Source organism: Sphingomonas parva (ex Maeng et al. 2020) (assembly GCF_004564275.1).
In the GTDB taxonomy this organism is placed as follows: domain Bacteria; phylum Pseudomonadota; class Alphaproteobacteria; order Sphingomonadales; family Sphingomonadaceae; genus Allosphingosinicella; species Allosphingosinicella parva.
In genome coordinates this window covers 23,681-36,825 of the sequence record NZ_SPDV01000035.1, presented here as the reverse complement: position 1 = coordinate 36,825, position 13,145 = coordinate 23,681, and the positions used below count along the sequence as shown (strand labels likewise).

17 protein-coding genes are annotated in these 13,145 nt (G+C 68.6%); 5 read left to right on the top strand and 12 right to left on the bottom strand.

All coding sequences use genetic code 11. The features are described from left to right. Window positions 1-18 precede the first annotated feature (18 nt). Together E2493_RS16070 and E2493_RS16065 are read left to right on the top strand one after the other, a co-directional pair. On the top strand, window positions 19-543 hold the full coding sequence (locus E2493_RS16070; RefSeq protein ID WP_225421535.1) for a ubiquinol-cytochrome C chaperone family protein: 525 nt from the start codon (window positions 19-21) through the stop codon (window positions 541-543). Next, window positions 540-1,073 (top strand): YceD family protein, encoded by a 534-nt coding sequence (locus E2493_RS16065; RefSeq protein ID WP_135088685.1) that lies wholly within the window; start codon window positions 540-542, stop codon window positions 1,071-1,073. Before E2493_RS16070 ends, E2493_RS16065 begins: the two co-directional genes overlap by 4 nt. On the opposite strand, the gene E2493_RS16060 is transcribed toward E2493_RS16065, so the two are convergent. Genes E2493_RS16060 through E2493_RS16030 form a run of 7 tightly spaced genes read right to left on the bottom strand, consistent with a single transcriptional unit; the run spans window position 1,070 to window position 6,491 of the window. Then, the gene (locus tag E2493_RS16060) at window positions 1,070-2,245 is read right to left on the bottom strand and encodes a nucleotidyltransferase domain-containing protein (RefSeq protein WP_135088682.1); all 1,176 of its coding nucleotides are present in this window, start codon (window positions 2,243-2,245) and stop codon (window positions 1,070-1,072) included. The two genes, E2493_RS16065 and E2493_RS16060, sit on opposite strands and share 4 nt — an antisense overlap. Continuing rightward, on the bottom strand, window positions 2,232-2,672 hold the full coding sequence (locus E2493_RS16055; RefSeq protein WP_135088679.1) for a lasso peptide biosynthesis B2 protein: 441 nt from the start codon (window positions 2,670-2,672) through the stop codon (window positions 2,232-2,234). Before E2493_RS16055 ends, E2493_RS16060 begins: the two co-directional genes overlap by 14 nt. A gap of 30 nt (window positions 2,673-2,702) precedes the next feature. Continuing rightward, on the bottom strand, window positions 2,703-3,248 hold the full coding sequence (ssb, locus tag E2493_RS16050) for a single-stranded DNA-binding protein (protein WP_135088676.1): 546 nt from the start codon (window positions 3,246-3,248) through the stop codon (window positions 2,703-2,705). Window positions 3,249-3,261: 13 nt separating this feature from the next. Further along, complete coding sequence (feoB, locus tag E2493_RS16045; protein WP_135088674.1) at window positions 3,262-5,112, bottom strand: ferrous iron transporter B; 1,851 nt, start codon at window positions 5,110-5,112, stop codon at window positions 3,262-3,264. Then, entirely contained in the window at window positions 5,109-5,357 is a 249-nt protein-coding gene (locus E2493_RS16040) for a FeoA family protein (RefSeq protein ID WP_135088671.1), read from the bottom strand. Before E2493_RS16040 ends, feoB begins: the two co-directional genes overlap by 4 nt. 47 nt (window positions 5,358-5,404) lie before the next feature. Continuing rightward, window positions 5,405-5,824, bottom strand: coding sequence for a DOPA 4,5-dioxygenase family protein (locus E2493_RS16035; protein WP_135088668.1), 420 nt, complete (start codon window positions 5,822-5,824; stop codon window positions 5,405-5,407). A gap of 1 nt (window position 5,825) precedes the next feature. Continuing rightward, complete coding sequence (locus tag E2493_RS16030; protein ID WP_135088665.1) at window positions 5,826-6,491, bottom strand: COQ9 family protein; 666 nt, start codon at window positions 6,489-6,491, stop codon at window positions 5,826-5,828. 104 nt (window positions 6,492-6,595) lie between these two features. Between E2493_RS16030 and E2493_RS16025 the strand changes: the two genes are divergently transcribed. Beyond that, window positions 6,596-7,546 (top strand): peptidylprolyl isomerase, encoded by a 951-nt coding sequence (locus tag E2493_RS16025; protein ID WP_225421534.1) that lies wholly within the window; start codon window positions 6,596-6,598, stop codon window positions 7,544-7,546. Between the two features lie 64 nt (window positions 7,547-7,610). Here the strand turns inward: E2493_RS16025 and E2493_RS16020 are convergent, their stop codons facing one another. The 4 genes from E2493_RS16020 to mgtE all read right to left on the bottom strand — a co-directional run bounded on the left by E2493_RS16020 (window position 7,611) and on the right by mgtE (window position 10,692). Then, on the bottom strand, window positions 7,611-7,877 hold the full coding sequence (locus tag E2493_RS16020) for a hypothetical protein (RefSeq protein WP_191993012.1): 267 nt from the start codon (window positions 7,875-7,877) through the stop codon (window positions 7,611-7,613). 271 nt (window positions 7,878-8,148) lie between these two features. Continuing rightward, window positions 8,149-8,586 carry a DUF1489 family protein gene (locus tag E2493_RS16015; protein WP_225421533.1) on the bottom strand — a complete coding sequence of 146 codons (438 nt, stop codon included), beginning with the start codon at window positions 8,584-8,586 and terminating at the stop codon, window positions 8,149-8,151. Between the two features lie 110 nt (window positions 8,587-8,696). Continuing rightward, window positions 8,697-9,209, bottom strand: a complete 513-nt coding sequence (locus tag E2493_RS16010; RefSeq protein ID WP_135088662.1) for an MAPEG family protein — start codon at window positions 9,207-9,209, stop codon at window positions 8,697-8,699. Window positions 9,210-9,276: 67 nt separating this feature from the next. After that, window positions 9,277-10,692 carry a magnesium transporter gene (gene mgtE, locus E2493_RS16005; protein ID WP_135088659.1) on the bottom strand — a complete coding sequence of 472 codons (1,416 nt, stop codon included), beginning with the start codon at window positions 10,690-10,692 and terminating at the stop codon, window positions 9,277-9,279. A 209-nt stretch (window positions 10,693-10,901) separates the two neighbouring features. On the opposite strand from mgtE, the gene E2493_RS16000 reads away from it, so the two are divergent. Both E2493_RS16000 and E2493_RS15995 read left to right on the top strand, forming a co-directional pair. Then, window positions 10,902-11,363 carry a peptidylprolyl isomerase gene (locus E2493_RS16000; protein WP_135088656.1) on the top strand — a complete coding sequence of 154 codons (462 nt, stop codon included), beginning with the start codon at window positions 10,902-10,904 and terminating at the stop codon, window positions 11,361-11,363. Window position 11,364: 1 nt separating this feature from the next. Continuing rightward, window positions 11,365-12,120, top strand: a complete 756-nt coding sequence (locus E2493_RS15995; protein ID WP_135088653.1) for an SDR family NAD(P)-dependent oxidoreductase — start codon at window positions 11,365-11,367, stop codon at window positions 12,118-12,120. On the opposite strand, the gene E2493_RS15990 is transcribed toward E2493_RS15995, so the two are convergent. Further along, a complete protein-coding gene (locus E2493_RS15990) occupies window positions 12,117-13,022 on the bottom strand; it encodes a LysR substrate-binding domain-containing protein (RefSeq protein WP_167737574.1) in 906 nt (301 codons plus the stop codon). The two genes, E2493_RS15995 and E2493_RS15990, sit on opposite strands and share 4 nt — an antisense overlap. Window positions 13,023-13,145: the final 123 nt, after the last annotated feature.

Below are 13,145 nucleotides of genomic sequence, written 5' to 3'. Positions count from 1 at the left end.
CTTCGCGCGGAGCTGCCCTTGACCTTCCTTTCCCGCATCTTCGGCCGCCCGGCCAAGGAGCGCGCGGCGCTGCGGCCGCTCTACGAGTCCGTCGTACGCGAGGCGCGTCAGCCGGCCTGGTATCGCGACGGCGGCGTGCCCGACACGATCGACGGACGGTTCGACATGCTCTCCACCCTGCTTTCGATCGTCCTGCTCCGGCTCGAACGCGAAGGCGAGGCAAGCCGGCGCGAGACGGTGCTGCTCACCGAGATCTTCATCGACGACATGGACGGAAGCCTGCGCCAGCTCGGCATCGGCGACCTCGTCGTCGGCAAGAGAGTCGGCAAGATCATGGGCGCCCTCGGAGGGCGAATGGGGGCGTTTCGCGACGCCTTTGCCGGAGAGGGCGATCTCCGGGAGGCGGTGCGTCGCAACATCTTCCGGGATGCCGCGCCATCCGATGCGGCGGTGGCGTTCGTCGCGGCGGGGCTGGAGCGCTTCCATGCCTCTCTCGCGGAGCGCCGCGCCGACGCTGTGCTCGCCGGGGAGATCGGCCGATGAGCCCGGAATTCAGCCGCACCTACCGGATCGATACGCTCGGCCAGGCGCCCCGCCAGGTCTCGATCGACGCGGACGAGGGGGAGCGGACGGCGCTTGCGGCCCGCTTCGGCCTGGTCGGAATCGCACGGCTCGGCGCCGAGGCAACGCTCTCGCGCAATGGCGAGACGATCACCGCGCGCGGGACAGTGACTGCGGCGGTGACCCAGAGCTGCGTCGCCACGGGCGAGCCGGTCGAGGACGCGGTCGAGGAAGAGTTCCGGATCGAGTTCCGGCCGCATCCGGAGAGCGCCGGCGGCGAGGAGGAAATCGAGCTCAGCGAGGGCGAGATGGACGTCGTTTTCTACGACGCCGCGGCGATCGATCTCGGCGAGGCGGTTGCCGAGACGGTGTCGCTCGCGCTGAACCCGTTTCCGCGCTCGCCGCGTGCCGAGGAGGCGCTGCGCGCTGCGGGCGTGAAGAGCGAGGAGGAGGCGCGAGCCGAAAGGAGCCCGTTCGCAGCGCTCGCCGCGCTGAAGGGCGACAAGCGCTAGGCGCGCGGCGGCTCCGGAAAGGGCCGCAAGGTGCGGAGCTGACGCCGTAGCTCGCCGAGCTTGTAGCGCAGCCCCGGCACGAGTCCGAATTGCAGGAGATGAATCCAGAGCGTGCCGCCGCGCAGCCGCGTCACCTCGGTCGCGATCGAGCGGCCGGCGAGACTCTGCCATGCGCCCCTCGCCATCCACCTGTTGACGCGGTCGGTGCGGAGCTCCGCTATCAGCCTCGGCCCCGCGCAGGTGCCGAACAAGTCCCGGCAGAGCAGCAGGGCGACGGCGGCGGCGCGTCCGGCGCCGAGCGTCCGGGCGCGGCGATAGAGGCGCTCCACCTCCGCTTCGTCCTCTCCGGCAAGGAGCGCGGCAACGTCGGCGAGCCATTTCAGCCGAAACCAGGCACTCGAGGCGCCGTGGACGGTGAGGTAGGCGAAGAGCTCGTCCCTCGCGAGCGTCGGCACGGCCAGGGTCGGCGTGATCGCCACCATCTGGCGCGGCGCATCGACGTCCAGCGTCGGGAGAAGGGCGGCCTGATCGGTCAGCGCCGTGTGGAGCTCGACGGTCGCGCGGCGTCCTGGATTGCGCCAGACTGATTCCTTCGACCGCGCATGCCAGGCGTGCAGGCGTGCCGGGGCGGCATCGCCCGGCGGAACCGCGAGATGGTAGCCGAGCCGCTGGAGGAGATCCGCCGCAGGCTCGAGCGCCTCGGGGGCAACGAGCAGATCGATGTCCCATCCTGCCTTCACCAGGATCGTGCCGTAGGCGAGCGCGCCGAGGCTCAGCCCCTTCACGAACAGGAAGGGGATGTCCGCCTCGGTAAGGGCGGCGACCAGGCGGGCGGTCTCGGCCGCAATGATCAGATTCTCGGCGGCAATGCGGCTGCTTGCCGTATCGAGGGGCTCCGCCGCCTCCGACGGGATCTCGACCGCCGCCTTCTCCAGCGCGCGCCGCGCCAGCGCCTCGACGCGGTGCCGCTGCGCCATCCGGACGAACAGCGGCCAATCAATCGAAGCCGCCGACGCGAGCGATGCGACCTGCGCCGGCAGAAGCGGCCAGCGGCAGCAGGCGATCAGCAGGCGGAATTCGGCCGGCGCCTGTCGATCGATCGCGTCCCCCGCCAGCTTGCCGATCTTCGCTCTCCCCCGCGCGTCCCGCCGTTCGGGCTCAAACATCCCCATCGGGGAAGCTGCCGACGCAGGCGAATCGCGCCGCCGCCTCCCCGCCGATCACCACCTGCCCCGCGACGCTCAGCCAGACGTGGGCCTTGAGCCGATCGGGGCCTTCATGCGCGATACCGTAATGGAGGACGGAGGCGATGCCGCGGCGGCGCAACATCGCGCGCAGCGCGACGGCCCTCTGAAAACAGACGGCCCGCCACGGCACGCGGCGCGCAGCTGCGTCTACCGCCCAGCGCAGCCGGCGAAGGTCGATGGTTGCGGCAGCGCGCACCGGCCGCGGCGCGCGGTCCGCGACGACACGGCGGAACGGCAGCAGGCGCACGGACAGCGAGGCGAGCGCAACAGCGACCACCGCCTCCCCCAGCAGCAGGAGCCCGCGCCAGCCGATCGGCTGGCGGCGCCTGACCGAGGGTGCGGACGGGCCCACTGGCTGCGGCCGGCTAAGCGCGCGTCGCGCTCAGAACGGAACGTCGTCGTCGAGGTCGCTGTCGAACGCCGGCTGCGGCCGCGACTGCGGGCGATTTCCGCCGCCGCCGCCGCCGCCACCACCAAAGCCGCCGCCACCGCCGCCGCCGCCGCCGAAACCGCCGCCGCCGAAGCCGCTGTCATAGCCGCCGGCATCCTCGCCGAACCCGCCGCCGCCGCCACCGCCGCCGCCGCGGGAGTCGAGGAGGACGAGCTCGCCGCGGAAGCGCTGGAGCACGATCTCGGTCGAATATTTGTCCTGGCCGCTGTTGTCGGTCCATTTGCGGGTCTGCAGCTGGCCTTCGAGATAGACCTTCGATCCCTTGCGGAGGTAGGATTTCGCCACCCGGCCCAGATTCTCGTTGAAGATCACCACGCGGTGCCATTCGGTGCGCTCCTGGCGCTGGCCGTCGCGGTCCTTCCAGGTCTCGGAGGTGGCGACGCGCAGGTTCACGACCTCGCCCCCGTTGTTCAGCGAGCGGCTCTCCGGATCGTCTCCCAGATTGCCGACCAGGATCACCTTGTTGACGCCCGCCATGTTCAGTCCTTCCTTAGAGGCCGAGGGCGGTCGCCGTCCAATAGGTCGCGCCTGCCGCCAGCCATGCGAGAGTGAAGAGATAGCCTAGCATGAAGGCCGGCCATTTCCACCCGTTGGTCTCGCGCCGGGTGACGGCAATTGTGGATAAGCATTGCGGCGCGAAGACGAACCAGGCGAGGAAGGCGAGCGCGGTGGGCAGCGACCAGCGGCCGCGCAGGCGCTCCTTCAGCGGTTGCTCGGCGGCGGTCTCGTCGTCGGCGTCGATCGCATAAGCGGTCGCGAGCGCGGACACGGCGACCTCGCGCGCCGCCATGGCGGGAATGAGCGCGAGCGCGATCTCATGGTTGAAGCCGATCGGCCTGACGACGACCTCGAGACCCGACGCGACCTTGCCGGCGATCGAGCTTTCCAGCGCCGTCTCTCCCGGCCTGGGCTGCGGGACGGAGAGCAGCACCCAGAGCAGGATCGTCGAGACGAGGATGATCGTGCCGGCCCGCTTCAGGAAGATCAGGGCGCGCTGCCAGAGGCCGAGGACGATGTCGCGCAGCTGGGGCAGCTGGTATTTCGGCATCTCGAGGAGAAAGCCGCGGTGCGTGCCGCGGGTGACGCTCAACCGGAGGAACAGGGCGGCGACCAGCGCACCGATGATCCCGATCACGTAGAGGCCGAACAGGACCAGCCCCTGCAGTCCGAAAGCGCCGGCGACCGCCCGCTCCGGGATGAACGCGCCGATGATGATCGCGTAGACGGGTAGGCGCGCCGAGCAGGTCATCAGAGGCGCGATCAGGATCGTGGTGAGTCGGTGCTTCGGATCCTCGATCGTCCGCGTCGCCATGATGCCCGGGACGGCGCAGGCGAAGGAGGAGAGGAGGGGAATGAAGGCGTGACCCGAGAGTCCGACCCGCGCCATCAGCCGGTCCATCAGGAAGGCGGCACGGACCATGTACCCTGTCGCCTCGAGCAGCAGGATGAACAGGAAAAGGATCAGGATCTGCGGGAGGAAGACGATCACCGCGCCGACCCCGGCGACGACCCCGTCGACCAGCAGCGAGCGCAGCAGCCCCTCGGGCAGCGCAGCGGCAATGGCGCCCTGGAGATCGCCGACTCGCCCATCGATCCAGTCGGCCGGGACCGCCGACCAGGCGAACACCGCCTGGAACATGAAGAACATGATCAGGCCGAAGATGATCGGACCCGCGACCGGATGGAGGGCGACCGAATCGATAAGATGGGTCGTGCGGCGCACCACCGTCTCCCCGACGATCGCGGCCCGCGCGATCTCGCGGGCCCGGCGCTGCACCGTCGTGAAGCTCTCCGCCGTACCGGTGCCGGGCCGGACGAGCCGCGCCGCGGTGACCGCCTCGCTGATCGCCTCGCGCAGCTCGTCCGTCCCGCGCCGGCGCACGGCCACGGTGGAGACGACCGGCACGCCGAGCTCGCGCTCGAGGACCTGGGGATCGATCTCCAGGCCGTCGCGCCGGGCGAGATCCACCATGTTCAGCGCCACGACCGTGGGCAGGCCCAAAGCGATCAGCTGCAGGGCGAAGCGAAGATGGTTGTCCAGGTTGGTCGCGTCGAGGACGAGAAGCAGCGCGTCGGGAAGTCTCTCCCCCTCCTGCTTGCCGAGGACGACGTCGCGGGTCACTTCCTCGTCCGGGCTCGACGGATCGAGGCTGTAGGCGCCGGGAAGGTCGACCAGCTCGATCGGCCGGCCATCGGGCAGGAACACCCGGCCCGATTTCCGCTCGACGGTGACGCCGGGATAATTGCCGACCTTCTGGCGCGCGCCGGTCAGCATGTTGAACAGGGCGCTCTTGCCGGCATTGGGATTGCCGACCACCGCCACCAAAGGAATGGAGGTCATGCCGCGTTCTTTTCGACCGTGATCGCCTGAGCCTGGGCGCGGCGCATGGCCACGGTCATTCGGCCGATCCGAACGGCCAGCGGGTCCCTCCCGAAGGGCGCGCCGTGGAGCGATTCGATGCCGACGCCCTCGTCGAATCCGAGGTTGCGCAGGCGCCGGGCGTCGACCTCTGAGAGGCGCGCCCAGTCGATCGCCGTCACGGTGGCGGGCGTGCGGAACGGAAGCTGGTCGAGGCGGAGCGTCATTTCTATTGCGAACTATTATCAATAAGTGGAGTCGAAAGATAGACGCTTCAAGGCTCCACGTTCGGGAGGGTGTTCGCCGGGCCGGCGAGATCCGCTTCCTGGGCCTCCGGCAGCACTTCGCCCGAGAGCGGCAGCGGCTCGCCGATCCAGGCGGCGTCGCTGAGATGGTCCCTGCGCGGATTGGTCGTGTTCGGGTGGACGAGGATGGAGAGGCCGCCGTGGTTGAGCATCAGCCAGGGGACCAGCCCGGCGAACACGGCCGGCGGGAAGGCGATCTGGAACATGGCGCGGCTGTGCGGACCGACGGGACGGTCCCAGACGGTGCCGAGGCGCACCGGAAAGCGCGCGCCGACCGCTTCGCGGAGGGAAAGAGCGGCCTCCTTGTCGATGTCGGGACGGAAATAGACGTGCGCGTGGTAGCTGGCGATCTCTCCTACCTTGCGGATCGCCGTCGCTCCGTCGGGCACGTCACACCACCGGGTAGCGCAGCCGGCCGAGGAAGCGGCTGAGCGACGGGATCCGCTCCCGGCTTCCGCGCCAGTTCGCCTTCACCTTCTCGATCTTCATCACGTCGTCGATCCGACGATCGAGGAAGGCGCGGGTCGCCGCCAGTCCCTCGCTGTCGTCGTCGATATAGACCAGGGTGGTCGATCCGTAGACACCGCTGAGCAGTGCCCGCTTCGAATAATGATTGAAGTCGGTGGCCTGGTCTCCGGCGATGCGCCACATCCGATCGGCCGCTCGCCAGGCGAGTCGCGCCGCCAGCGGAAGGTTCTGCGGCAAGGCGAGGATCGCCAGCGCGCGGCGAAGCGCTTCCTTGTGCGGATGGATCACCTCGAGCCGGTGCATCACCAGACCCCGGATACGATCGCGGATCTTCATCGCCTCGATCCGCTCCAGCGGGAAGGCCAGCGCGCTCGCGCGGTCGATCGAATCGAACCAGGCATCGATCATGTCGGTCGCGCCGCCGGGGAAGGCGAGCCGCGCGCGAGGCGCGGGCACGCCGATCTCCGCTGCCGCCATGGCCAGCGCCTCGTCATCCCAGCCGTCGAACACGGCGTGCGCCGGGATGAGCGGGGCGAGGGCGAGCCGCAGCTCGTCGAGGGTCATGTCCTGGGGCGCGATCGGATCCATGGCGGTGAAATGATCCTCCCTCGCCTTGGATGCAAGCGGCAGCGGTTGCGGGCGCCGTAACGACCGGCGATAAGCCGGCGAGCTCGAAACGAGGGGAACGGACGATGCGCCACCTGCTACTGCCAGCGACCATGGCCCTGATCGCGGGCTGCGCGGGCGCGCCGCCGCAAGGGGAGGAGGTCGAGCCGAGCGCCCGCTACGCCTTCTGGCGACCGGCGCCGGTCGTCGAGGCGCCCGACCCTGCAAAGGTGGTGGAGGAGGCGCCGGCCGAGGCCTGGCGCGCGATCGATCCGCAGAACTTGCTGGTGGTCGAGCTCAAGGAAGGGGGCCGCGTCCTGATCGAGCTGGCGCCGGATTTCGCGCCGGTCCACGTCGCCAACGTCCGCGCCTTCGCGCGCAACGGCTGGTGGAACAATGCCGCGGTCTATCGCGTGCAGGACAATTATGTAGCGCAATGGGGTAATGGCGACGCCGAGGTCCCGTTGCCTGCCGGCGTGGTGCGCCGGCCGCCGCACGAATATCATCGCGCGCTGGAAGGCCTGGCGGTGCGTCCGCTCGGCTATCCGGACAGCTACGCGCCGATGGTCGGGCACGCGCAGAGCTGGCCCGTCGGCTACGATCCCGAGGAGGGGCGCGCCTGGCTCACCCATTGCTATGCGATGGTCGGAGTCGGCCGCGACCTGGCGCCCGACACCGGCACCGGCGGCGAGCTCTACGCGATCATCGGCCACGCGCCGCGCCACCTCGATCTCAACATCGCCCTGATCGGCAGGGTCATCGAGGGGATCGGACTTCTCTCCGCACGGCCGCGGGGCACCGAAGCGCTCGGCTTCTACAAGGAGGCGAAGGACCATGTGCCCTTCGCGCGCGTGCGGCTCGCTTCGGACATTCCCGAAGGCGAGCGGCCGTCCTATGAGGTGCTGCGGTCCGACAGCGAGGCGTTCAGCCGCTACGTGACCGGTCGTGCGAACCGCGGCGGCGACTTCTTCAAGCGGCCAGCCGGTGGCGTGGATGTCTGCAACGTGCCGGTGCCGGTACGCAAGCGTCCCGCCTGAGGGGCGGCGGCGCTCCCGAAGGAAGCGCCGCCCAGATCAGCACAGCAGATGAAGCCGTTCCGGCTCAGGCCGCGTAGGCGGGCTCGTTGCCGAACACCGGCCGGCGAATGGTTCGGACGATCTGTCCGCCCGCGATCATCGGGGCATTCTCCAGTGGAAGCGCCGTCGTGCAGAACGCGCACTCGGCCATCGAACGGCCGATGTACCAATGGGTGCGCCCGCAACCTGGGCAATAGTTGGTCTCATGCTCGCGATAGACAATGTGATAACCACGCGTCTCCGCCTTCGGAACAATACAGCCGCCGCGGGCCTCAAGGATACTCGTCGCCATACTTGGCTCCTTTCTACTCACTTGCCGCCTCAACGAGCGATGACTCTGAAGAGTTTCATGGCCTTAGGATGAACGAGGTCGATCCGGGGACGAACCGACCCGCCTCTTCGGCGCAAAAGTCGCGGAAAACCGCCGCGACGAGCCGTTCCGCGGCGTCGGTGAGCCGATTATGTCACAGCCGAAAAAATTTCTCCGGCCGGCTTTGAGGCTGCGGGAACCGAGGACTTGGCAGGCTCGAGGCTCGGCTGAAACAGGGCTGTCCGGCTTCTTCTCAGATCAAGGCCAGCGCCATCAGCCGCCGCATCAGCTCCGAAGGAAGGGTCTCGGCCTCGCCGGCAGCCCCGAGGTCGGGCGGCGCATCCGCCGCGGCGAGATAGCGCCAGCCCTGATGCGCCCGCTTGGGGAAGGGCCGGACAGCGACGAGCTGCGGATCGAGGCGGACGATCGTCTTCTTGTCCTCGTCGCGCTCGGCGAAGCCGATGATCCGCTGCCGCGCGACCAGCTGATGCTTGACGATCCAGTAGATCGAGCCGCCGACCATCTCGCTCGCCCGCTTGGGCATGAAGCGAGTCACCAGCGGGACCTCGCCGCCGACTGTCCGCAGCTGCTGGCGCTTGCCCAGCGCCGCGATGCTGGCGCAGCCGACCGCGACCTTGCTCATGTGGAGCGGCGCAGCCGCGACCTCGAACTCATGCGCGTAGGCGGTCACCAATTCGTCCCGGATGATTGAGAGCTGGCCATCGCCTACGCCAGCCGCGCCCGGAGTTAAACAGGAAAATCGTCTGTTTACACGCTGTTAGGCGGCGATCCGCGCGGCTCTCACACGGCTGCGAGCCACAGCGCCGCGGCGAGCAGGCCAAGGTTCATATAGGCCGTCGAGGAGAAGCCGAAGGCGCGGTAGAGCGGATCGATCCGATAGCCGATCCAGAACAGCAGCCGCATGATCACGAAGACGATGGCCGCCGCGCCGATCACCTGCAGGTAATCGGGGGGAATGCTCGCGGCGAGGGCGAGCGAGCCTGCGACGAACAAGGCGAACTGCTGCAGCGTGTTGTCCGCGACGCGTCCGTTGATGATCATCGCACGATCCTCTGCGCCGGCGGTCGGATCGATCGCATCGCTGGCGAAGCGGGCGTTGCCGACCGCCACCACCATCAGGAACAAGGGTAGCGCAGCGAGCGCCTGCCAGCGCAGGGCGTAGGCGATCCGTCGATCGAGCGCATCCGCGCCGGGTGGCGTCGGCAGCCAGGTCGACAGGAGCCATAAAAGAACGGCCATCGCGGCGACGCCGCTCGCCGCACCGGTCGCCACGATCTTCTGGTCACGAGTCATCGCCGTGCCCTCTCCGCCTGCGATCCTAGCAGATCGCAGCGCGAAGATCAGCGCCCGGTAGTGCGGCTCAGGTGACCAGCCCCGAGGCGGTGGCGAGGCCGAGGAAAAGGAGGAAGCCGATCGAATCGGTCACCATGGTCACGAAGATCGAGGAGGCGACGGCGGGATCCGCCCGCGCCCGGTCGAGCGCGAGGGGGACCATCACGCCGGCGAGGCCGGCGATCAGGATGTTGGTCAGCATCGCCGCGGCGATGACCATTCCGAGGAGCGAATTGTCGAGAAACACGGCGACCCCGACGCCGAGCAGCAGCGCGACCGTCAGGCCGTTCAGGCAGGCGACCCGGATCTCGCGCGCGATCGCCCGCCAGGTGTTCGACTGGGTGAGCTGGTTGGTGGCGAGCGCTCTGACCGTGACAGCCAGCGTCTGGGTCCCCGCATTGCCGCCGACCCCGGTGACGATCGGCATCAGCGCGGCGAGCACGACCATCCGCGAGATCGTGTCCTCGAACATGTGGATGATCGATGCGGCGACGAGCGCCGTTGCGAGATTGGCGATCAGCCAGCGCACCCGGCTCTTGTAGCTCTCGCGCACCGGCTCGTTGATGTCGCCTTCGCCGGCACCGGACAGGAGGAGGACGTCCTCGGAGGCCTCCTCCTGGATGATGTGGACGATGTCGTCGACCGTGATCATGCCGACCAGTCGGCCGCTGCCGTCGACCACGGCGGCGGAGATCAAGGCGTATTTCTGGAAGCGGAGGGCGACCTCCTCCTGGTCCATGTCGACCGGGATGAGCGTCTGCTCGCGCTTCATTACATCGGCGACGGCGACATGGCGCGGCGTGCGCAGGATCCAGCTCAGCATGCACGTGCCGACCGGGTGGTGCCGGCCGTCGACGACGAAAACTTCCCAGAAATCGGTGGTGAGCTCCGCCCCCGCGCGCAGATAGTCGATCACCTGGCCGATCGTCCAATGCTCGGGCACCGCGATCAGATCGCGCTGCATCAGGCGGCCGGCGGACTCCAGCGGGTAAGTGAGCGCCTCCTCGATGGCGGCGCGATCGTCCGGGTCGAGGGCGCGGAGAACGGCGCGCTGCTCATCCTCCTCCATGTCCTCGATCATGGCGACGGCGTCGTCCGTCTCCATCTCGCCGGCGACCTCGGCGACCTCGTGCGGCTCGAACGTGTCGATCAGTTCGTCGCGCACGTGCTCGTTCATCTCGGCGAGCACCTCGCCGCCGAGCACCTCCTCGAGCGCGGCCGCGAGCGCGCGGCGCTCGTCGGAATCGACCAGCTCGAACAGATCGGCGATGTCGGCGGGGTGGAGCGGCTCGACGAGGGCGCGGGCCGACTCGGTCTCGCCCGCCTCGACGTGCGCCATCACCCGCCGCACATATTCCGGGCGGAGCCGATCGTCGGCATCGTGCAGGCGATCGGCCTCGGCGGGCGCGGCACCGGGGGGAAGATCGATATCGCTCTCGCTCATCCCACCCTCTTCTGCGGACATTTCGGAATGGCCGCTTCCTAAGCCGCACTTTCCAGCGTGTCGACATAGCGCGTGATCGGAGCCGGGGGTGGCGCGCCTTGGAAGGGAGGGGAGCGCGCAGCGATCTTGTCCGATCGCCTGCAAAGGGGTGGCGAACGCCTGTCGCCGCGCCTAAGTGCTCGGCAGATATCCTGCAGGAAAGGCACGACATGGCCAACGAACTCAACACCCTGGTTCTCAATCTCGACAGCGGCGGCGATGTCGTGATCCGGCTGCGGCCGGACCTGGCGCCGGGCCACGTGGCGCGTATCAAGGAGCTGGTGAGCGAGGGTTTCTACGACGGCGTCGTGTTCCATCGCGTGATTCCGGGCTTCATGGCACAGGGCGGCGACCCGACCGGCACCGGCACCGGTGGATCGGACAAGCCGGACCTCCAGGCCGAATTCTCCCAGGCCCCGCACGTCCGCGGTGCGGTCTCGATGGCGCGAACCAACTATCCGCACAGCGCGAACAGCCAGTTCTTCATCGTCTTCGACGACGCCACCTTCCTCGACGGCCAATATACCGTTTGGGGCGAGGTGACCGAGGGCATGGAGCATGTCGATGCGCTGCCCACCGGCGAGCCGCCGCGCAACCCGGGGAAGATCGTGAAAGCCAGCCTCAAACCCTGAGGTGACGCGGACGGTCACGCTGATCACCGGCGCGTCCGCAGGCCTGGGCGCGGAATTCGCCCGACAATGCGCCGCCCGTGGCGACGAGCTCGTGCTCGTCGCCCGGCGGCGCGACCGCCTCGAGGCGCTGGCGGCGGAGCTCGGCCGCGCCCATATCATCGCCGCCGATCTCTCAGAGCCGGCCGCGCCGGAACGGCTCGTCGCCGAGGTCGAGGCGCTCGGCCTCGGCATCGGCCGGCTGATCAACAATGCCGGCTTCGGCCTGGCCGGCCGTTTCGCGGCGCTGCCCCTCGCGCGACAGCGGCAGATGATCGATCTCAACGTCTCCAGCCTGGTGGCGCTCTGCCACCTCGCGCTCCCCGCGATGATCGCGCGCGGCGAGGGCGGAATCCTCAACGTCGCGTCCACCGCGGCCTTCCAGGCAGGTCCTGGGATGGGCGTCTATTTCGCGTCCAAAGCCTTCGTTCTCTCGTTCAGCGAAGCGCTGCACCAGGAAATGCGCGCGCAGAATATCCGGGTCACCGCGCTGTGCCCCGGGCCAACGGCAACCGAGTTCGGCGCGGTCGCAGGCGTGACCGGGCCGCGCTTCGATCGCTTCTCGGCCGACGCGCGGACCGTGGTCGCCGCGGGCCTTGCGGGCCTCGAGCGGAACAAGGCCGTGGTCGTTCCCGGGGTGATGAACAAGATCACCGCCCAGTCGAGCCGGGCGATGCCGCGTGCCGCGATGCGCCGGATCGTCGCCCGCTTGAAGATCTAGGCGGCGACCGCCTCGCCGCTGTCGTTCAGCAGGCTGTCGAACAGCCAGTCGTGGAAGATCCGGACCGGCCGCCGCGTCAGCGACGAGCGCCGGCAGGCGAACCAATAGCTGTACGGGCTCTCCACCTGATGGTCGAACAGGCGGACGAGGCGTGGGTCGCGCGAGGCGGAGAGATGGCTTTCCAGCATGAACGCGACGCCGAGGCCCTGCGCCGCCGCGTCCAGGATCAGCTGGCCCGCGTCGAAATGATCGATCGCAGCGGGCTCGAGCTGCGGCATGCCGACCGCTTCCCGCCAGTACGAGAAGGTCTCGGGCATGTCCCGGTGCAGGAAGATCGTGGTGTTCGCGATCTGCGCCGGATCGGTGATCGCATTGGGGCCATCCTGAATGGCGCGCGATCCGATCGCGATCACGCGGTTGCTGTCGATCCGGCGAGCATAGAGCGAGGGATCGACCTCGGTGGTGATCGCGATCGCCGCGTCCAGTCCTTCGTCGAGCCGCGCGATTCGATTGGCGCCGGTGTCGAGATCGATGTGGAGATCCGGATGGAGCTCCCGGAGGCTCGGCAGATAGGGCATCAGCCGCTGCATCGCGAACAAGGAGGGCACCGCCAAGCGCAGACGCATCATCTCGCGATTACCCACCGCACGCTCCATCGCCAGCGACAGAGCGTCGATCGAGGGCCCGATCTCGGAGAGAAGCCGCTCGCCGTCGGAATTGAGGTGCACGCTCTGGTGCCGGCGCTCGAACAAGGGATGGCCGAGATGGCGCTCCAGCGCCTGGATGCGCCGGCTGAGGGCTGGGGAGGAGAGGGACAAAGCGGCGGCGGCCTCCTTGACGGAGCCGAGCCGCGCTACCTGCACGAATGCTTCGATCGCCGTCAGCGGCGGCAGCCTGCGCATGATCGTTCATCCTCTCATTTTTGTGCACTGCACATCCGACGCGGCGCGTGTCGGTAACCGGTTACCACCTCCGAGGCGGTGGATGCAACATATGCACTTGTAGCATCTTTCTTCGCACTTGCA

Excerpts from the sequence above, each read along its gene's own strand:
- E2493_RS16065 (WP_135088685.1), top strand. The coding sequence starts at position 540 with ATGAGCCCGGAATTCAGCCGCACCTACCGGATCGATACGCTCGGCCAG.
- E2493_RS16060 (WP_135088682.1), bottom strand. The coding sequence starts at position 2,245 with ATGGGGATGTTTGAGCCCGAACGGCGGGACGCGCGGGGGAGAGCGAAG.
- ssb (WP_135088676.1), bottom strand. The coding sequence starts at position 3,248 with ATGGCGGGCGTCAACAAGGTGATCCTGGTCGGCAATCTGGGAGACGAT.
- feoB (WP_135088674.1), bottom strand. The coding sequence starts at position 5,112 with ATGACCTCCATTCCTTTGGTGGCGGTGGTCGGCAATCCCAATGCCGGC.
- E2493_RS16040 (WP_135088671.1), bottom strand. The coding sequence starts at position 5,357 with ATGACGCTCCGCCTCGACCAGCTTCCGTTCCGCACGCCCGCCACCGTG.
- E2493_RS16030 (WP_135088665.1), bottom strand. The coding sequence starts at position 6,491 with ATGGATCCGATCGCGCCCCAGGACATGACCCTCGACGAGCTGCGGCTC.
- E2493_RS16025 (WP_225421534.1), top strand. The coding sequence starts at position 6,596 with ATGCGCCACCTGCTACTGCCAGCGACCATGGCCCTGATCGCGGGCTGC.
- E2493_RS16020 (WP_191993012.1), bottom strand. The coding sequence starts at position 7,877 with ATGGCGACGAGTATCCTTGAGGCCCGCGGCGGCTGTATTGTTCCGAAG.
- E2493_RS16010 (WP_135088662.1), bottom strand. The coding sequence starts at position 9,209 with ATGACTCGTGACCAGAAGATCGTGGCGACCGGTGCGGCGAGCGGCGTC.
- mgtE (WP_135088659.1), bottom strand. The coding sequence starts at position 10,692 with ATGAGCGAGAGCGATATCGATCTTCCCCCCGGTGCCGCGCCCGCCGAG.
- E2493_RS16000 (WP_135088656.1), top strand. The coding sequence starts at position 10,902 with ATGGCCAACGAACTCAACACCCTGGTTCTCAATCTCGACAGCGGCGGC.
- E2493_RS15990 (WP_167737574.1), bottom strand. The coding sequence starts at position 13,022 with ATGCGCAGGCTGCCGCCGCTGACGGCGATCGAAGCATTCGTGCAGGTA.